The organism is Nocardia sp. CA-145437 (assembly GCF_050956485.1).
Lineage (GTDB): Bacteria > Actinomycetota > Actinomycetes > Mycobacteriales > Mycobacteriaceae > Nocardia.
In genome coordinates, this window is the sequence record NZ_CP191204.1 from 6,544,191 (window position 1) to 6,565,875 (window position 21,685).

Here is a 21,685-nt window from a genome sequence, read left to right on the forward strand (position 1 = left end):
GCGACGCGCCGATCTGCAAGGGCCAGAAGAACTCCCACACCGACACGTCGAAGGTGGCCGGGGTCTTCTGCAGCACCACGTCGTCGTCGAACAGGCCGTACTCGGTCTGCATCCAGACCAGGCGGTTGACGATGGCGGTGTGGCTCACGGCCACACCCTTCGGGCGGCCGGTCGAACCCGACGTGAAGATCACGTACGCGACGTCGTCACCGCGCAGCGGGGCGATGCGGTCGGCGTCGGTGATCGGAGCGTCGGAGTAGCCGGACAGGTCCAGCTCGTCGATCAGCAGTGCGCGCGTGGTGGTTTCGAACTCGTCGCGCGCGGTGCTGAGCACGCACACCGGCTGTGCGGTGTCGAGCACGTACTGGTTGCGCTCGGCCGGGTGGTCGGGGTCCAGCGGCACGTACGCGCCACCGGCGACCGTGACGGCGTACATGCCGATCAGCAGGTCGAAGGAGCGGCGCATGCCCAGGGCCACATAGGAATCCGGGCCGACGCCCTCGGCGATGAGGTGGCGGGCCAGCTTGTGCACGCGGCCCGCGAACTCACCGTAGGACAGACTCGTCCCCTCGAACACCAAGGCGGTGAGATTCGGAGTGTTCTTGGCCTGGTTCTCGAACATCGACGCGAGGGTGACCTCTGCGACGATCTTCTTGCCGCCCAAGGCGACGCGCTTGACGTCGTATTCGGTGGCGTTCCAGGACCGCAGCACCTGGCGGCGCTCGGCCGCGTTCAGCAGCTCGATGTCGCCGACCAGCGCGGTCGGCTCGGCGACCACGGCCGACAGCAAGCGCACCAGGCGCTCACCGAACCCGGCGATGGTGGCCGCGTCGAACATGTCGGTGGCGTAGGCGAATTCGGCGATCATGCCGTCGCTGCCGGGACGCTCGGTCAGGTTGAGGTGCAGGTCGAACTTGGCGGTGACCACGTCCAGCGGCACGCCGGCCACTTCCAGGCCCGGCAGGGCGAAGGTCGCCTCACCGGTGTTCTGGAACGACAGCATGACCTGGAACAGCGGGTGGCGGGCCTGCGAGCGGGCCGGGTTGAGGATCTCCACCAGGCGCTCGAACGGCAGGTCGGCGTGGCCGAAGGCGGCCAGGTCGCTGTCCTTGGTGCGGGCCAGCAGCTCGGTGAACTTCTCCCCCGAGTCGACGCCGGTGCGCAGCACCAGGGTGTTGACGAACATGCCGATGGCGTCGTCGAGCACCTGCTCACCGCGACCGGCGACCGCGGTGCCGATGGCGATGTCGTCGCCGCCGGACAGCCGGGCCAGCAGGGCCGCGAAGGCCGCGTGCACGACCATGAACAGCGAGGCGCCGTGCTGGCGCGCCAGGGCCTCGAGTCCGGCCAGCAGCTCGGCGTCGATGGCGAACTCGTGCACGCCACCGGCATTGGAGGCCACGGCCGGGCGCGGGCGGTCGGAGGGCAGGTCGATCTGGTCGGGCAGGCCCGCCAGGTCGTTGCTCCAGTAGGCCACCTGCTGCGAGATCAGCGAGTCGGCGTCGTCCTCGGAGCCGAGGGTCTCGCGCTGCCAGAGCGCGAAGTCGGCGTACTGGACGAGCAGCGGAGCCCACTGCGGCGCTTCGCCATTGGCGCGCGCGGCGTAGGCGAGCATGACGTCGCGGGCCAGCGGGCGCACCGACCAGCCGTCGCCGGAGATGTGGTGGACCACGAAAACCAGGACGTGCGTGGGCACTCCGGCATCCGGGACCCGGAACAGTCCGGCGCGCACCGGCGCGGCGGCGGTGACGTCGAAGCCGGTGAGCACCAGTTCGGCGATCCGCTCGCGCAGGTCGGCCTCGGCCACGTCGATCGCGCCGAGCCCGGTGCCGCCGCCGTGGATTCCGGCGTCGGCGGCCGAATCGAGGCGGACCTGGTCGGCGGGCAGGATCACCTGCACGCCACGGCCTTCGGCGTTCTCCGGGTAGACCGTGCGCAGCACCTCGTGGCGCTCGAGCACGTCGCCGACGGCGGCCAGCAGCGCATCCGTGTCGAGGTCGCCGGTCAGGCGCACCGCGAGCGGGATGTTGTTGACGGCCGAGGCGGTGTCGAAGCGGTTGAGGAACCACATGCGCTGCTGGGCCAGCGACAGCGGGATCTCGTCCGGGCGGGCCTGCGCCACCAGGGCGCGGCGGCTGCCGGTGCCCGCCTGCGCCTCGACCCGGGCCGCGAGGGCGGCCACGGTCGGGGCGTCGAACAGGGCTCGGACGGGGATCCGGGTGTCGAGGGCCGCGCCCACGCGGGCGACGACCTGGGTGGCGATCAGCGAGTTGCCGCCGAGTTCGAAGAAGTCGTCGTCGGCGCCGACCGGGGACTCGAGTCCGAGCACCTCGGCGAAGACCTCGGCCACGATCTCCTCGGCCCGGGTCGCGGCGGCGCGGAATGCGCGGGCGGCGAATTCCGGCTCCGGCAGGGCGCGGCGGTCCAGCTTGCCGTTGGCGCTGAGCGGGAATCCGCCCAGGGCCACGAAGGCGGCCGGAACCATGTATGAGGGCAGCTGCTCGCCGAGGTGGGCGCGCAGGGCTTCCACATCGATGGCGTCGGCGTCGAGCGCGATCGGCTCGCTGGTCGCGGCGTCGGCCGGGACCACGTAGGCGACCAGCTGGTCGCCGGTGCGGGCGTCGGAGCGCAGCACCACCACGGACTGAGCGACCGCGGGGTGCGCGGTGAGCGCGGCCTCGATCTCGCCGAGCTCGATGCGCAGACCGCGCAGCTTCACCTGGAAGTCGGTGCGGCCGATGTACTCCAGCTCGCCGTCTGCGGTCCAGGTGACCAGGTCACCGGTGCGGTACATGCGCTTGCCCGGAGTGAAGGGGTTGGCGACGAAGCGGTCCGCCGACAGGTCGGGGCGGGCCACGTAGCCGCGCGCCAGCTGCACACCGGCCAGGTAGAGCTCGCCCGCCATGCCGGGAGCGACCGGGTGCAGGCGCGAATCCAGCACGTACACCTGGGTGTTGAACACCGGGCGGCCGATCGGCACGGTCTCGGTGTCGGCGTCCACGACCTGGTGGTAGGTGACGTCGACCGCGGCCTCGGTCGGGCCGTACAGGTTGTGCAGGGCCGAGCCGGTGACCCGGCGCAGCTGCTGAGCGGTGGTCGCGGGCAGCGCCTCACCGGAGGCGAACACCAGACGCAGGCCGGTGCACCGCGCGGCGGCGGGCTCGGCCACGAACACGGCCATCATCGACGGCACGAAGTGCGCGGTCGTGACGCCTTCGCGGGCAATGGTTTCCGCCAGGTACACCGGGTCGCGGTGTCCGTCCGGCTTGGCCACGACCAGCTTCGCGCCGATCTGCAGGGGCCAGAAGAACTCCCACACCGACACGTCGAACGTGGCCGGGGTCTTCTGCAGCACCACGTCGTCGGCGGTCAGGCCGTATTCGGCCTGCATCCACACCAGGCGGTTCACGATCGCCGAGTGCGGCACGGCCACACCCTTCGGGCGACCGGTCGAACCGGACGTGAAGATCACGTACGCGGTGTTCGAAGCATCCAGCGGCGCGGAGCGATCCGCGTCGGTCAGCGCGGCGTCGGAGTAACCCGACAGGTCCGCGGTGTCCACGGCGAGGGTCGGCACGGTGGCGTGGGTGAACCCGTCGCGCTCGGTGGTGAGCACGCACACCGGCCGGGCCGTCTCGAGCACGTAGTCGATGCGGTCGGCGGGCTGGTCCAGGTCCAGCGGCACGTACGCGCCACCGGCCTCGACGATCGCGTACATGGCGACCACCAGGTCCAGCGAGCGGCGAATGCCCAGGGCCACCATGCTCTCCGGGCCGACGCCGGCCTCGATGAGCTTGCGGGCCAGCTGGTGCACGCGGCCCGCGAACTCGGCGTAGGACAGAGCTGTGCCCTCGAACGCGACCGCGGTCGCTTCGGGGGTCCGCTCGGCCTGGGCCTCGAACAGCGCGACCAGCGTCTCGCCCGCGTCGCCGGAGGCGCTGCGCACGGTCTCGCCCGCGGGGGTGTCCTCGGCCGACAGGGTGCCCGAGGTCAGTTCCGCGACCACGGACACGACGTCGGCGGTGGTGCGGTTCCAGTCGCGCAGCACGCGGGTGCGCTCGCCGCCGACCAGCAGGTCGATATCGCCCACGGCCCGCTCCGGCTTGGCCGCGACGGCCTTCAGCAGCAGGTCGAACCGGTCGGCGAAGCGCGCCATGGTGGCCGCGTCGAACAGGTCGGTGGCGTAGATGAGTTCGGCGGTGATGCCGGACCGCGGGGCGGCGGCGTTCTCGGTGAGCACCAGCTGCAGGTCGAACTTGGCGGTGTCGATCGGCAGTTCGACGGCGCTGACGGTCAGGCCGGGCAGTTCCAGTTCGGTGATGCCGGTGTTCTGGAACGACAGCATGACCTGGAACAGCGGGTGCCTGGCCTGCGAACGGGCCGGGTTGAGGATCTCCACCAGGCGCTCGAACGGCAGATCGGCGTGGCCGAAGGCCTGGATGTCGGTGCCGCGCACCGCGTCCAGCAGTTCGGTGAAGCCGGCGCCGCCGTCCACCTCGGTGCGCAGCACCAGGGTGTTGACGAACATGCCGATGAGGTCGTCGAGGGCGCGTTCACCACGACCGGCGACCGGGGTGCCGATGGCGATGTCGGACTCGCCGGACAGGCGCGACAGCAGCACGGCCAGCGCCGAGTGCATGACCATGAACAGCGTGGTGCCGCGGGTGCGGGCGAGTTCGGCCAGCGCGCCGTGGGTTTCGGCGTCGATGTCGAACACGTGGGTGGCGCCGCGGCCCGAGGCCACGGCCGGACGCGGCCGGTCGGAAGGCAGGTCCAGCTGGTCGGGCAGGCCGCGCAGCGACTCCCGCCAGTACGAGATCTGCTGGGAGATCACCGATTCGGCGTCGCGCTCGTCACCGAGCACCTCGCGCTGCCACAGTGCGTAGTCGGCGTACTGGACGTCGAGCACCTGCCAGCCGGGTTCGCCACCCTCGACGCGCGCGCCGTAGGCGGTCATGACGTCCCGGGTGAGCGGGCCCATGGAGAAACCGTCGGCCGAGATGTGGTGCACCACCAGCGCGAGCACGTGCTCGGTGGGGCTGACCTCGAACAGGCGGGCCCGGAACGGCACGTCCACGGTGACGTCGAAGCCGGTCAGCACCAGTTCCGAGAGCGCCTGCGGCAGCGCGGCCTCGGAGACCTCGACCGGGGTCAGGTCCGGGATGACCTGGCTGGTCGGGACGATCTCCTGGTACGCGTGCCCGTCGATCTCGGGGTAGCGGGTGCGCAGCGACTCGTGCCGCGCCAGCACGTCGGCGACGGCGATCTGCAGGGCCTGGCGATCCACCAGACCGGACAGCCGCACGGCCGCCGGAATGTTGTCCACGGCCGATTCGGGATCGAACCGGTTGAGGAACCACATGCGCTGCTGGGCCAGCGACAGCGGCAGCCGCTCGGGCCGCTCCTGCGCGACCAGCGCCAGGCGGGTGCCGGAACCGGAATGGGTTTCGGCCTTGGCGGCCAGCGCGGCCACGGTCGAGGACTCGAAGATCTCACGCACACCCAGCTGCGCTCCGCCTCCCCGCGCTTTGTCCAGCGCTGCGGACAGGCGCGCCGCCACCTGGGTGGCGATGAGCGAGTTGCCGCCCAGGGCGAAGAAGTCGTCGTCGAGACCGACTCGCTCCAGGCCGAGGATCTCGGCGAACACACCGGCCACGATCTGCTCGACCGGGGTGACGGGGGCGCGGAACACCGCGGCCTCGAACACCGGCGCGGGCAGCGCCTTGCGGTCCAGCTTGCCGGAGGCGTTGAGCGGGAACTCGTCCAGCACCATCAGGATCGACGGCACCATGTAGGACGGCACGCTCTCGCCGATCTCGGCGCGCACGGCCTCCACGTCCACGCTGCGGCCCGCCGCGGCGATGACGTAGCCGACCAGCTGGTCACCGGCGTGCGGGTCGTGGCGCACCACGACCACCGACTGCGCGATGGAATCCAGTGCGGTGAGCGCGGATTCGATCTCGCCGAGCTCGATGCGCAGACCGCGCAGCTTCACCTGGAAGTCGGTGCGGCCGATGTACTCCAGCTCGCCGTCCGCGGTCCAGGTGACCAGGTCACCGGTGCGGTACATGCGTGCGGAGTCGCCGAAGGGGTTGGCGACGAAGCGATCCGAGGACAGGTCCGGTCGCGCCACGTAGCCGCGGGCCAGCTGGTCGCCGGCGAGGTACAGCTCGCCCGCGACGCCGACCGGAACCGGGCGCAGGCGCGAATCCAGCACGTACACCTGGGTGTTGAACACCGGGCGGCCGATCGGCACGGTCTCGGTGTCGGCGTCCACGACCTGGTGGTAGGTGACGTCGACCGCGGCCTCGGTCGGGCCGTACAGGTTGTGCAGGGCCGAGCCCGTCAGTTCGCGCAGCTTGTGTGACGGTTTCGGCGACAGCGCCTCACCGGAGGCGAAGACCATGCGCAGGCTGGTGCACCGCGCGGCCGATTCCTCGGCCACGAAGACCGCCAGCATGGACGGCACGAAGTGGGTGACCGTGACGCCTTCGCGGGCGATGAGGTCGGCGAGGTAGGCCGGATCGCGGTGGCCCTCGGGCTTCGCGACGACCAGCTTCGCGCCGATCTGCAAGGGCCAGAAGAACTCCCACACCGACACGTCGAACGTGGCCGGGGTCTTCTGCAGGACGACGTCCTCGGCGGTCAGACCGTACTCGGCCTGCATCCACACCAGACGGTTCACGATCGCCGCATGCGGCACGGCCACACCCTTCGGACGACCGGTCGAACCCGACGTGAAGATCACGTACGCGGTGTTCGAATCCCGCAACGGCGCCCGGCGATCCGCGTCGGTGAGCGGCGCGGCCGAGTAGCTGGACAGGTCCAGCTTGTCGATGCGCACCTGCGCGGTGTCGACCGCGAGGTCCTCGCCGGAGGTCAGCACGGTCACCGGGTCGGCGGTCTCGAGGATGTACTCGGTGCGCTCGGCCGGGTGGTCCGGGTCCAGCGGCACGTACGCGGCGCCGGTGACGGCGACGGCGTACATACCGACGACCAGGTCCAGCGAGCGCCGCATGCCCAGCGCCACGAACGATTCCGCGCCCACGCCGCGCTCGACGAGCCAGCGGGCCAGGCGGTGTACGCGCTCCGAGAACTCGGCGTAGGACAGAGCTGTCCCCTCGAACGCGACGGCGATCGCGTCGGGGGTCCGCTCGGCCTGCGCCTCGAACATGGCGACCAGGGTCGCCGCTTCGGCCTTGTGCTCGGTGAGCACGGCTTCGACATCGAACGCGGTCTCGTTCCAGGTCTCGACGACCTGGGTGCGCTCGGCGGCGTCGACCAGCTCGATATCGCCCACGGCGGCAGCGGGATCGGTGGTGATCGCGGTGAGGACCCGGATCAGGCGGTCCGCGATGCGCTCGACGGTGGCCTCGTCGAACAGGTCGCGCAGGTAGCCCGCGCGGATGCGCAGACGGGTGTCGAGCTGGGCGATGAGGGTGAGCGGATAGTGGGTGGCGTCCGCGGCGTCCAGGCCGGTGACGGCCATGCCGTCGATGTCCGCGGCCTGGGACCGGATGCCGTCGGCGTCGACAGGGTAGGACTCGAACACGACCAGGGTGTCGAAGAGTCCGCCGATGCCGGCGACCGACTGGATGTCGGCCAGACCCACGTAGTGGTGGTCGAGCAGGTCGGCCTGCTCGCCCTGGGTGCGGGTGAGCAGCGTGCTCGCCGCCTCGGCCGGGTCGAAGGCGACCCGCACCGGCACCGTGTTGATGAACAGACCCACCATGGACTCGACGCCCGAGAGCTGCGCCGGGCGACCGGACACCGTGGTGCCGAACAGCACGTCGTCGCGGCCGGTGAGGCGGCCGAGCAGGATGCCCCAGGCGACCTGGAGCACGGTGTTCGGGGTGACGCCGAGTTCGGCGGCGAGCCCGGTCAGGCGCGCGGTCGCGGCCTCGTCCAGGTCGAAGAAGTACTCGCCGGACAGCGCGGTGATCTCGCGGCCGGTGTCGGGGCGGGTGAGCAGGGTCGGCTCGGAGACGCCGAGCAGCGACTTCTGCCAGGCCGCCAGCGACGCCGAACGATCCTGCTGCGCAACCCATTCCAGGAAGTAGCGGTAGGACCGCACCGGCGGCAGCACCGCGGTGTCGGAGTGCGTAGCGTAGAGCACCAGCAGGTCCTGCATGAGCAGCGGCATGGACCAGCCGTCGAGCAGGATGTGGTGGTTGGCCACGGCCAGCTGGTAGCTGTGGGCGTCGGTACGCACCAGCGTGTAGCGGATGAGCGGCGGCGCGGTCAGGTCGAAGCGCTGGACGCGGTCCTCGGCGATGATCTCCGCCGCCCGGGCCGCGCGGGCGTCGGCGTCGGCGATATCGGTGAGGTCGTGGTTGGTCCACGCCACCCGCACGCCGTCGATGACGACCTGCACCGGCACGCCGGACGCGTCGTTCACGTAAGCGGTGCGCAGGATCTCGTGACGCTCGATGAGCGCCTGCGCGGCCGACCGCAGCCGGTCGGCGTCGACGCGGCCCTCGAGGGTGAGCACCGCCTGCGCGGTGTACACGTCCACCGAGGTGGCGGCCAGCTGGGCGTGGAAGAGCAGACCGGCCTGCAGCGCGGACAGCGGCCACACCTGGTGCAGGGAGCCGTAGCGCTTCTCCCAGCCGTCGATGTCGCGCTGGGTGACGCGGACCAGGCCGAAGTCGGACGGGGTGTGCCCGCCCTTGGCCGAATCAGCGTGCGCGGCAACGGCTTCCAGAGCCGACACCCACAGGGCGGCGAACTCGGCGATCTCCGTGGCGGAGATCAGCGTGCTCGGGTAGCCGATCTGCGCGGTCAGCTTGTCGCCCGCGACGATGGCGTTGATGTCGATCGGGGCCATGGCGGGCATATCGGCGTCGTAGGAGCCCGCCAGGTCGGCCAGGTCGGCCGCCGGGATCCAGCCGAAGCCGCGCAGCGCCTCGGGCACGTCGCCCTCGTTGACCCGGCCCAGGTAGTTGAAGCTGACCTGGCCCGGCAGCTGCTTGGGCAGCTGGGCGGCGGTGTCGGAGTTCATGTATCGCAGCAGGCCGTAACCGATGCCCTTGTCGGGCACCGCGAGCAGCTGTTCCTTGACCGTCTTGAGGGCCCGGCCCATGGCCGCGCCGCCGGTGAGGGCGGCGTCCACATCGATGCCGGACAGGTCGAAGCGCACCGGGAAGATGGCGGTGAACCAGCCGACCGTGCGGGACAGGTCGGCGCCGGGCACGACCTCTTCCTCGCGACCGTGGCCTTCCAGGCGGACGAGGGCTGTGTTCTGCTCCCCGGCCTTCTCCCCCAGGCCCTTGCCGGCGCGGAACTTGGCCACCGCCAAGGCGAGCGCGGTCAGCAGACCGTCGTTCACGCCGCCGTGGAACAGGGCGGGCACGGTGGTCAGCAACGAGCGGGTGGCCTCGGCCGACAGCTCGACGCGGTGCTTGACGATGGTCGCGGTGACGTCGACGGCCGGGTCCATGGCGCGCTCGGTGAGCAGCGGGTCCGGGCTCTCGACGACGTCGCGCCAGAACGCGAGCTCGGCGACGCGCTCCTCGGTGGCGGCTTCCCGCTCGAGGGCGTGCGCCCAGGTGCGCATGCTGGTGGCGGGGGCGACCAGCTCGGGGGTCTGCCCGGCGGACAGCTGGCCCCAGGCGGCGACGAAGTCCGGCACCAGGATTCGCCAGGTGACGCCGTCGACCACCAGGTGGTGACCGGCGACGATCAGGCGTCCGGCGCGGCTGTCGTCCGAGGGCTCCAGCCACACGAACCGGATGACCTGGCCCGCGGCCGGATCCAGCTTGTCGAGCGTGGCATCCAGTGCGGCCGCGGCGATCTCGAACAGCCGCTCGTCGGTGACGGCGGCGTCGAACCCGGTGCGGTCGATCAGCGAGTCCGCGTCGATGGTTCCGGGCGCGGCGGTCTCGACGATCCAGTCCGCGTCCGGCACCCGGCGCAGACGCGCCCGCAGCATGTCGTGGCGGTCGATGACCGCGCCGACGGTGGCGGCGATGCCCGCGCGGTCGATGCCGTGCGGGAGTTCCAGGGCCATGGTCTGGTTGAAGCGGCCGAACTCGCCCGGCCGGCCCGCCATGAACCGGACCACCGGGGTCAGCGGCATGACACCCACGCCGCCGCCGGGCAGCTCGGTCAGCTGCGGGGCCGAATCGCTCTGGCCGTCCGAGGCTTCCGCGATGGCGGCCAGACCGGACACGGTGCGCTGCTCGAACACATCGCGCGGCGAGAACACCACGCCGCGCGCCTTGGCCCGCGACACCAGCTGGATGGAGACGATGGAGTCACCGCCGAGCGCGAAGAACGAGTCGTCGATGCCGACCCGCTCCAGGCCCAGCACCTCGGCGAACACCTCGGCGATGGTCTGCTCGAGGGCATTGCGCGCGGCCCGGAAGACCACCTCGGTGGCGAAGACCGGCTCGGGCAGCGCCCGGCGGTCCAGCTTGCCGACCGGGGTCAGCGGCACCCGGTCGATGATCATGACCGAGGACGGCACCATGTACGCGGGCAGACGCTGCTCGACGTGCGCGGTCACGGTCGCCACATCGATCGAATGACCCGGCGTGGCAACCACGTACGACACCAGCGAGGTCGCGCCCGCGGCGTTCTTGTGGCCCACGGTGACCGCGAAGTCGACGGTCTCGTGCGAGGCCAGCGCCGCGTCGATCTCACCGAGCTCGATGCGGAAACCGCGCACCTTGACCTGGAAGTCGGAGCGGCCGACGTACTCGACCAGGCCGTCCGGGGTCCAGCGCACCACGTCACCGGTGCGGTACATCCGCGCGCCGTCCACGTACGGGTTCGCGACGAAGCGGTCGGCGGTCAGGCCCGGACGCGCGTGGTAGCCGCGCGCCAGCTGGATGCCCGACAGGTACAGCTCACCCGCGACACCGACCGGCACGGGGCGCAGGCGGTTGTCGAGGATCAGCGACTGCATGCCCCGGATGGGACCGCCGATGGTGACCAGGTCACCCGGAACCAGCGCGTCGCTGATGTTGGTCATGATGGTGGTCTCGGTGGGGCCGTAACCGTTGTGGAAGGCACGCATCGTGCCGTCCGCCAACGGAACCGCCCACTTCTCGACCAGGTCGGCCGGGACGGCTTCACCACCGGCGACCAGCACGCGCAGCGAGTCCAGGCCCGCCGGTCCGAAGGTGGACAGCGCGGCCGGGGTGATGAACGCGTGGGTGGCGCGCTCGCGGCGGATCAGCTCGGCGAGCTCCTCGCCGCCGTAGGTGCCCGGCGGGACGACCACCAGGGTGCCGCCCTTGCCGATGGCGAGCAGGAATTCCAGCATCGACGCGTCGAACGACGGCGACGCGAAATGCAGTGCGCGCGAGGAGGAGTCGAGCGCGTACCGCTCGGCCTGCTCGACGGTGAAGTTGGCCAGACCGGCGTGGCTGACCACGACGCCCTTGGGCACACCGGTGGAGCCGGAGGTGTAGATGACGTAGGCCGGGTGCTCCGGGCGCAGCGGGCGGACCCGCTCGTCGGCGGCGATCGCGGTGTCCGCGAAGGCATTCAGGTCGAGCTCGTCCAGTACCAGCCACTCGACCGAGTCCGGCATGTCCGCGCGCACCGACGCCACGGTGAGGCCGACCGGCGAACCGGAGTCGGTGACCATGTGGGCGATGCGGTCGGCCGGGTAGTTCGGGTCCACCGGCACGAAGGCCGCACCGATCTTGGACACCGCCCACTCGGCGAAGTAGGAGTCGTCCGATCGCGGGACGGCGACGGCGACCAGGTCCTCGGCGCCGATGCCGCGCTCGATGAGCAAGCGCGCCAGGCGGTTCGAGCGGGCATCCAGCTCGCCGTAGGACAGACTCCGGCCCTCGAACACCACCGCGGGCGCGGCGGGGTCGATGGCGACGGCGTCGGCGATCAGCTCGGGCAGGGTGCGCGCCGGGACGGCGGGCAGGCCGAACCGGGCCACCAGATCGGCGCGCTCGCCGGAGTCCAGGATGTCGATCGCGCCGACACCGATCTCCGGGTTCGCGGCGACGGCCTCGAGCACCCGCACCCAGCGCTGCGCGAACCCGGCCGCGGTGGCCGCGTCGAACAGATCGGTGGCGTAGGTCAGGGCCAGCGCCATGCCGGAGTCCTGCTCCGACAGCGTGAACTGCAGGTCGAAGCGGGAGATGTTCTCGTCGAGATCCAGCGTGGAGACCGTCAGACCCGGCAGTTCGATGCTGGTGCGGTCCAGGTTCTGGAAGGCCAGCATGACCTGGAACAGCGGGTTGCGGGCCTGCGAGCGCTCGGGCGCCAGCAGTTCCACCAGCCGCTCGAACGGCACGTCGGCATTGCCGAAGGCGTCGAGGTCGGTGTGGCGCACGCGGTCCAGCAGGTCGGTGAACGACTCGCCGGGCTCGATGCCGGTGCGCAGCACCAGCGTGTTGACGAACATGCCGACCAGGTCGTCGAGCGCGGCCTCACCGCGACCGGCGACCGGGGTGCCGACCGCGATGTCGTCGCCACCGGACAGGCGGGCCAGCAGCACCGCGAGGGCGCTGTGCATCACCATGAACAGCGATGAACCGCGCTGGCGGGCAACGTCTTCCAGCGCCGCGATCAGCTCGGGCGACAGCGTCCGTTGCAGGGTCGCGCCGCGGTGCGAGGCGATGGCCGGCCGCGGGCGGTCGGTGGGCAGGGCCAGCTCGTCGGGCACGCCGCCGAGCACGCGCTGCCAGTAGGCGACCTGGCGGGCCATGATCGAGGACGAATCCTCTTCCGAGCCCAGCACATCGCGCTGCCACAGCGCGAAGTCGGCGTACTGCACGGCCAGCGGGGCCCAGCCGGGCACCGCGCCCTGGGTGCGCGCGGTGTAGGCGACCATGACGTCGCGGGCCAGCGGGGACATCGAGAAACCGTCACCGGCGATGTGGTGCACGACCACCACGAGCACGTGCTCGGTGGCGTCCTCACCGCCCGCCCGGAACAGGCGGGCGCGCAGCGGAACCTGCTCGGCCACATTGAAGCCCAGTGTGGCGAACGCGGTCACCGTGGCGGTGAGCTCGGCCGCCGCGACCGTGACCGGCCGCAGGTCGAGGGCGATCTCCTCGGCCGGGACGACCACCTGCATCGGGGTGCCGCCGTGCTCGGGGTACTTGGTGCGCAGCGACTCGTGGCGGCGGACCACATCGGCGACCGCGAGTTCCAGTGCCGCGGTGTCGAGTTCACCGGTGAGGCGGATGGCCAGCGGCAGATTGTAGGCCGCCGACGAGGTGTCGTACTGGTTCAGGAACCACATGCGCTGCTGCGCGAACGACAGCGGCACCAGCTCGCCCTGAATCCGGGTGCGGGCGGTCAGCTTGGCGCGCGAGGCGCCGTCGGCGTGCGATTCGATGCGGGCCGCGAGGGCCTCGACCGTGGTCGCCTCGAACAGGGTGCGCACCGCGACCGTGGTGTCGAGGGCCGCGCCGATGCGCGACACGACGCGGGTGGCGATGAGCGAGTTGCCGCCCAGATCGAAGAAGTCGTCGTCCAGGCCGACTCGTTCCAGCCCGAGGACCTCGGCGAAGACGGCGGCCACCGTCTCCTGGGTCGGGGTCTCCGGCGCGCGGAAGGCGCGAGCCTGCGCGGCCGGGGCCGGCAGGGCGCGACGATCGAGCTTGCCGTTGACGGTCAGCGGAATCCGGTCCAGGACCACGACGGCGGACGGGACCATGTAGGCGGGCAGCAGTTCGGCCGCGCCGTCGCGGACGGCGTCCACGGCGGGCGCGACACCGTCCTGCGGCACCACGTAGGCGACGATGCGCTGATCGCCCGGCAGGTCCTCGCGCACGATGACCGCGGTCTGCGCGACCCCGGCCTGTGCCAGCACCGCGGACTCGATCTCGCCGAGCTCGATGCGGAAGCCGCGAACCTTGACCTGATCGTCGGCGCGGCCCAGGTATTCGAGCTCGCCGAAGCGGTTCCAGCGGGCCACGTCACCGGAGCGGTACAGGCGGGCGCCCGGCGCGCCGAAGGGGCTGGCCACGAAGCGGGCCGCGGACAGGTCCGGGCGACCCAGGTAGCCGCGCGCCAGTTGCGCACCGGCGACGTACATCTCACCCGCGACGCCGACCGGCACCGGGTGCAGGCGGTCGTCGAGGACGTACACGCGCAGACCGGCGATGGCCCGGCCGACCACCGAACCGGTGGCGGCGGCGATGGTGTCGGCGTCGAGCACCCGCACCGACACGTGGACCGTGGTCTCGGTGATGCCGTACATGTTCACCAGGTACGGGGTGGAATCCCCGTGGCGGGCAACCCAATCCGAGAGGCGGCGCAGCTCCAGCGCCTCACCGCCGAAGACGACGTAGCGCAGGGCCAGCTCCTGCTGGTCACCGGCGGCGGCCGCGATGCGGTCGGCCTCGGCCAGCTGGTAGAACGCCGACGGCGTCTGGTTGAGCACCGTGACCCGCTCGCGGCGCAGCAGTTCCAGGAACTGCTCCGGCGAGCGCGACACGTAGTAGTCGACGACGACCAGCTTGCCGCCGTAGAGCAACGGGCCCCACAGCTCCCAGACCGAGAAGTCGAAGGCGTAGGAGTGGAACAGGGTCCACACGTCGTCGGGTCCGAAACCGAACTCGCGATCGGTGTTCGCCATCAGGCGCACCACGTTCCGGTGCGCGACCGCGACGCCCTTGGGGCGGCCGGTCGAACCGGAGGTGTAGATGACGTAGGCGACGTGATCGGGGTTCAGCGCCGCGCGGCGGTCGGCATCGGTGACGGGGCCGTCGGCCGCGTCCACGATGTTCCCGGCCTCCAGCGAGAAGCCGTCCAGCAGAACGGTGTTCAGGTCGGCGGGCAGCTCGACCTGCACGGTCGAGTCGGTGATCACGCTGGTCGGCTTCGCGTCCGACAGCACGAAGGCGATACGGTCGGCCGGGTAGGACGGATCGATCGGCACGTAACCCGCACCGGTCTTGATCACGGCCAGCAGCGCCACGACCAGATCGGCCGAACGCGGCAGCAGCACCGCGACCAGCGACTCCGGACCCGCGCCCTCCCCGATCAGCCTGCGCGCCAGCACGTTCGCGCGGCGATCCAGCTCGAAATAGGTGAGCTCCTCGTCGCCGAACCGCACCGCGACCCGCTCCGGGTGAGCGGCCACGGCCAGGTCGAACAGGCCCGAGATGGTGGCCTCGGACGCGGCGAACGGGCTCGCCAGCGCGGCCAGGGGGTTGGACAGGCGCTCGGCGGCCCCGCCCAGCGCGGCCAGCGCCGCGACCTCGGGCGCGATGCCCGAGATCCCTTCGGCGACAGCCAGTTCGGCCTCGGCGACGGCGGCGCGCGCGGTCTCGGCCAGCTCGACGATGTCCTCGCCCGCGGAGACCCAGTACTCGGCCACGTCGTGGCGTTCGCCCTCGCCCAGCAGGTCGATATCACCGATCAGGGCCGACGGGTCCTCGGCGACGGCGCGCAGGATGCGGACCAGGCGCTCGGCGAAGGAGATGACGGTCTCGGCGTCGAACAGATCGGTGGCGTAGTTCCAGGACAGGCCCAGCGACCCGTCGGCGTGCTCGCTCACGGTGAGCTGCACGTCGAACTTGGCGGTGCCCGGATCGAATTCGACGACCTCGAGGGCCAGGTCCGGCAGCTCGACCGCGGCCGCGTCCTTGGCGCCGGCGGCCTCGAAGGTCAACGCCACCTGGAACAGCGGGTGGTGAGCCTGCGAGCGGACCGGGCTGAGCACGTCCACCAGCCGCTCGAACGGCACGTCGGCGTGCGCGAAGGCGGCCAGGTCGGTGCGGCGCACCTGGGCGAGCAGATCACGGAAGGCGGCGTCCGGCTTGACCTCGCTGCGCAACACCAGGGTGTTGACGAACATGCCGACCACGTCGTCGAGCGCGCGTTCGCCGCGGCCCGCGATCGGGGTGCCGATGGCGATGTCGGTGGCCCGGGACAGGCGCGCGGACCAGGCCGCGAGCGCCGCGTGGACCAGCATGAACAGGGTGACGTCGTGTTCGCGGGCCACGCTCGTGAGAGCGCGGTGCAAGTCGGCGTCGATCGAGAAGTCGTGCATGCCACCGGCATTGGTGGCGACCTCGGGCCGCGGCCGGTCGGCGGGCAGCTCCAGCTGCTCGGGCAGGTCGGCCAGCTGGGTGGTCCAGTAGGCGATCTGCTGGGCGGCGATCGACTCGGGATCGGTCTCCGCGCCGAGGATCTCGCGCTGCCACAGCGTGTAGTCGGCGTACTGCACTGGCAGCGGCGACCAGGCCGGGGCCTCGCCCGCGGCGCGGGACAGGTAGGCGGCCACCACGTCACGCAGCAGCGGGCGCAGCGAGGCGCCGTCGGCGCTGATGTGGTGCAGCACCAGCACCAGCACGTGTTCGGTCTCGCTGAGGCTCAGCACCGTGGCGCGGAACGGCAGTTCGCGGGTGACGTCGAAGAAGACGCTCGCGAGCTGCGTGATGCGCGCGGTCAGGTCGGCCGGGGTGACGGACTCGGTCCGGACCTCGAAGTCGATCTCGGACAGCGGCAGGACGCGCTGGAAGCCGTCGCCCTCGATCTCGGGGTAGACGGTGCGCAGCGACTCGTGCCGGGCCAGCACGTCGCCCAGGGCGGCGGTGAAGGCGGCCGGGTCGATCGCGCCGGTGAGCTTCAGCGCCACCGGGATGTTGTTGACCGCGGTGCGGTTGTCGAAGCGGTTCAGGAACCACATGCGCTGCTGCGCCAGCGACAGCGGCACCAACTCCGGACGCTCCTGGGCGACCAGGGCGGCGCGCGCGCCGGTGCCGACGCGCGATTCCAGCTGTGCGGCGAGCGAGGCCACGGTGGAGGCCTCGAACAGGGCGCGCAGCGGGATGTCGGCGTCGAGCGCCGCGGACAGGCGCGCGATCACCTGGGTGGCGATCAGCGAGTTGCCGCCGAGCTCGAAGAAGTCGTCGTCCAGGCCGACCCGGTCCAGGCCGAGCACGTCGGCGATGACGCCGGCGACCGTCTGCTGCACCGGGGTGGCCGGGGCGCGGAAGGTCTTGGCGGCGAAGGTCGGCGCGGGCAGCTGCTTGCGGTCCAGCTTGCCGGAGGCGTTGAGCGGGAAGGCGTCCAGCACCATGAAGGCGGCCGGGACCATGTAGGCCGGAAGCTGTTCGGAGAGAACATCCTTCACGGCGTCGAGGTCGAGGTGGCCGTCGGCGGCGATCAGGTAGGCGACCAGCTGATCGCCGGTGCGCTCGTCGTGGCGGACCACGACCACGGCCTGCGCGACCGCGGGCAGCGCGGTGAGCGCCGACTCGATCTCGCCGAGCTCGATGCGCAGACCGCGCAGCTTCACCTGGAAGTCGGTGCGGCCCAGGTATTCCAGCTCGCCGTGGCCGGTCCAGGTGACGAGGTCACCGGTGCGGTACATGCGCGCACCGTCACCGAACGGGTTGGCCACGAAGCGGTCCGCGGTCAGGTCGGGGCGGGCCACATAGCCGGTGGCCAGCTGGTCACCCGCGAGATAGAGCTCACCCGCGACACCCACCGGAACCGGGTTCAGACGCGCGTCGAGGACGTACACCTGGGTGTTGAAGACCGGCGCGCCGATCGGCACCGAGGCGATGTCGGCGTCGACGACCTCGTGGAAGGTGACGTCGACCGCGGCCTCGGTCGGGCCGTACAGGTTGTGCAGGCGCGCCCCGGTCAGCCGGCGCAGCTTCTGCGCGGTCGGCGCGGGCAGGCCCTCACCGGAGGCGAAGACATTGGTCAGGCTGACGCAGTCGGCCGCGGCCGGTTCGGCCACGAAGACCGCCAGCATGGACGGCACGAAGTGGGTGACCGTCACGCCCTCGCGGACGATGATCTCGGCCAGGTAGGCCGGGTCGCGGTGGCCGTCCGGCTTGGCGACCACCAGGCGCGCGCCGACCTGCAAGGGCCAGAAGAACTCCCACACCGACACGTCGAAGGTCGCCGGGGTCTTCTGCAGCACCACGTCGTAGGCGGCCAGGCCGTACTGGGCGTGCATCCACACCAGGCGGTTGACGATGGCCGCGTGGCTCACCGCCACACCCTTGGGGCGGCCGGTGGAGCCGGACGTGAAGATCACGTAGGCGGTGTTGCCCGGGCGCAGCGGCGAGCGGCGCTCGGAGTCCGCGACGGGGGCATCGTCGAAGCCGGACAAATCCAGCTCGTCGATCCGAACCTGGTGGCCCTCAATGCCTTCCAGGTCGTCACCGGAGGTGAGCACGCAGACCGGCTGCGCGGTCTCGAGGATGTACTGGGTGCGCTCGGCCGGGTGATCCGGGTCCAGCGGCACGTACGCGCCGCCGGCGACGGCCACGGCGTACATGCCCGCCACCAGGTCGATGGAGCGGCGCATGCCCAGCGCCACGAACGATTCCGGTCCGACGCCCTCGGCGATCAGCCAGCGCGCCAGCTTGCGCACGCGGGCCGCGAACTCGGCGTAGGACAACTGTGTCCCATTTTCCGGGCTCCGCCCGGGTGTCCCCTCGAACGTGACAGCGGTCGCGTCGGGAGTCAGCGCGACCTGCGCCTCGAACAGCGAAACCAGCGTCGCCGCAGCGCCTTCGGAGATCTCCGGCAGAGCGGTGTGCAGCTCGAACGCGGTCTCGTTCCAACCGACCAGCAGCTGACGGCGCTCGGCCTCGCTCAGCAGCTCGACCTCGCCGACCAGCTGGGCCGGGTTCGCGGCCACGGCGGCGAGCATGGCGACGAAGCGCTGCGCGAACACGTCGGCATACGCGGCGTCGAAAAGGTCCGTCGCGTAGACGAGTTCGGCATCCATAGCCGAGTCACCGTCGACGACCTCACTGAGGGTCATCTGCAGATCGAACTTGGCCGACTGCTGGTCGATGGCCAGCTCGGCGACGCTCAGGCCCGGTAGCTCCAGCGAGGCACGCCCCAGGTTCTGGAACGACAGCATCACCTGGAACAGCGGGTGCCGCGCCTGCGAGCGGGCCGGGTTGAGCACCTCGACCAGGCGCTCGAACGGCACGTCCGCGTGGGCGAAGGCCTGCAGGTCGCGCTCGCGCACGGTCTTCAGCAGGTCGGTGAAGCTCGCGCCGGTGTCCACCGGCGACCGCAGCACCAGGGTGTTGACGAACATGCCGACCAGGTCGTCGAGCGCCTGCTCGCCACGGCCCGCGACCGGGATGCCGACCGCGATGTCGTCGGTGCCGCTCAGGCGGGCCAGCAGCGCGGCGAAAGCGCTGTGCACCACCATGAACAGGGTCGTGCCACTGGCCTGCGCCACCCGGTTCAGCCCGGCGATCAGCTCGCCCGGCACCTGGAACCGGTGGGTGCCCGCGTCGTAGGAGGCGACGGCCGGGCGCGGCGTGGTGGACAGGCGCAGCTCGTCCGGCAGGCCGGACAGGGTGTCGCGCCAGTAGTCCAGCTGCTCGGTGATGAGCGAGCGCGGGTCTTCTTCCGAGCCCAGGGTCTCGCGCTGCCACAGCGCGTAATCCGCGTACTGCACCGGCAGTTCGGTCCAGCCCGGGGTCTCGCCCTGGCTGCGCGCGATGTAGGCGGTCATCAGGTCGCGGACCAGCGGCGTCATGGAGAAGCCGTCGGCGGCGATGTGGTGGGCCACCAGGACCAGCACGTGCTCGTCGGCCGCGAGGCGGTAGGCGCGCAGGCGCACCGCCGTCTCGGTGGTGACGTCGAAGCCCTGCGCCGCGAACGCGTAGACCGCGGCGAACAGCTCGCCCTCGGTCACGTCCATGACATCCAGCTCCGGAATGGCGCGGCCGGTGGGCAGCACCTTCTGGTAGGCGACGCCCTCGTGCGACGGGTACAGGGTGCGCAGCGACTCGTGGCGCGCCATCACGTCGGCGATCGCGCCGCGCATGGCGTCGAGATCCAGTGCGCCGGTGAGCCGTACGGCCGCCGGGATGTTGTTGGCCGCCGATTCCGGATCGAACCGGTTGAGGAACCACATGCGCTGCTGGGCGAGCGACAGCGGCGGGTACTCGGGGCGGGTGCGGACCGTGAGCGCCTGGCGCACACCGGTTCCCGCGTGCGACTCCACCCGCGCGGCCAGCGCGGCCACGGTCGGGGCCTCGAACAGCACGCGCACACCGATCTCGGCGTTCAACGCGGCCGACAGGCGGGCCACCACCTGGGTGGCGACCAGCGAGTTGCCGCCCAGTTCGAAGAAGTCGTCGTCCACGCCGACGCGCTCGGGGCCGTTCTCCGTTCCGGAGATGCCCAGCAGGTCGGCGAAGATCTGCGCGATGATCTCCTCGATCGGCGTCGAGGGGGCGCGGAAACGCTTGGCCTCGAACACCGGCGCGGGCAGCGCCTTGCGATCCAGCTTGCCGGAGGCGTTGACCGGGAAGGCGTCCAGCACCACGAGCGCGGCCGGAACCATGTAGGCGGGCAACGAGGCGCTCAGCGCGGCCTTCACGCCGTCGACGTCGACCACGGCGTCGGGCTCGCGGACCACGTAACCCACGAGCTGATCGCCCGCGTGCGCGTCGGTGCGGACCACCACGACGGACTGCGCGATGGTCGGCTGCGCCAGCAGCGCCGCCTCGATCTCGCCCAGCTCGATGCGCAGACCGCGCAGCTTCACCTGGAAGTCGGTGCGGCCCAGGTAGTTCAGTTCACCGTCGGCAGTCCAGGAGACCAGGTCGCCGGTGCGGTACATACGGGCTCCACCTGCACCCCCGGTCCCACCCTGAACGAACGGGTTAGCCACGAAACGGTCCGCGGACAGGTCCGGGCGGCCCAGGTAGCCGCGCGCGAGCTGATCGCCCGCGAGGTAGAGCTCACCCGCGACACCCGGCGCGACCGGGTGCAGGCGGGCGTCGAGGACGTAGGTCTCGGTGTTCCACACCGGGCGGCCGATCGGCACGAACACGGTGTCGGCGTCCACGACCTCGTGGTAGGTGACGTCGACGGCCGCCTCGGTCGGGCCGTACAGGTTGTGCAGACGCGCGCCGGTCAGCTCGCGCAGCTTCTGCGCGGTCGGCGCGGGCAGCGCCTCGCCGGAGGCGAACACCTGCCGCAGGCTGTATCCAATTTGCCCCTCCGCTCCGCTCCGGGGCTGGTTCGGGGCGCTGGAAGTCTCGTTCTTCCCTCCCTCCGCTCCTCCGCTTCGCTCCCCCGCTCCACTCAGTCCAGAACGAGACGCGCCCCGAACCTCCGAGGATTGAGCGTCCAGTGCCGACACGAACACCGATAGCATCGACGGCACGAAATGCGCGGTGGTGATGCCGGTTTCGGCGATCACCTGGGCAAGGTAGACCGGGTCGCGGTGGCCGTCGGGCTTGGCGACCACCAGGCGCGCACCGGTCTGCAAGGGCCAGAAGAACTCCCATACCGACACGTCGAAGGTGGCCGGGGTCTTCTGCAGCACCGCGTCGTTCGCGTCGATCGGGTACTCGTGCTGCATCCACAGCAGGCGGTTCACGATCGCGCCGTGCTCGACGGCCACGCCCTTGGGGCGACCGGTCGAACCGGACGTGAAGATCACGTAGGCGGTGTGCTCGGGCCGGATCGCCTGTCCCCGTTCGGCATCCGTGATCGGAGCGTCGGAGTAGGCGTCCAGGTTGAGGGTGTCGACTTCCAGCACCGGCACGTTGCGGCCGGTGACGAAGTCGTCGCGGCCGGTGGTCAGGATGGCGACCGGCCGCGCGGTGTCGAGCACGTAGTCGATGCGGTCCATCGGCTGGTCCGGGTCCAGCGGCACGTACGCGCCACCCGCCTCCAGCACCGCGTACATGGCCACGACCAGATCCAGCGAACGCCGGATGGCCAGGGCCACATGCGATTCCGCGCCGACGCC

Annotated in this window: 1 protein-coding gene (running past both ends of the window); it reads right to left on the reverse strand. The window is 71.2% G+C overall.

Every position in this 21,685-nt window falls within one protein-coding gene, locus tag ACQPYY_RS30440, for a non-ribosomal peptide synthase/polyketide synthase, read on the reverse strand. The gene is 44,298 nt long; 14,543 of those nucleotides lie to the left of the window and 8,070 to its right, leaving coding positions 8,071-29,755 in view (codon 2,691, complete, through codon 9,919, partial); the first complete codon in reading order (the gene reads right to left) occupies window positions 21,683-21,685. The start codon and the stop codon both lie outside this window.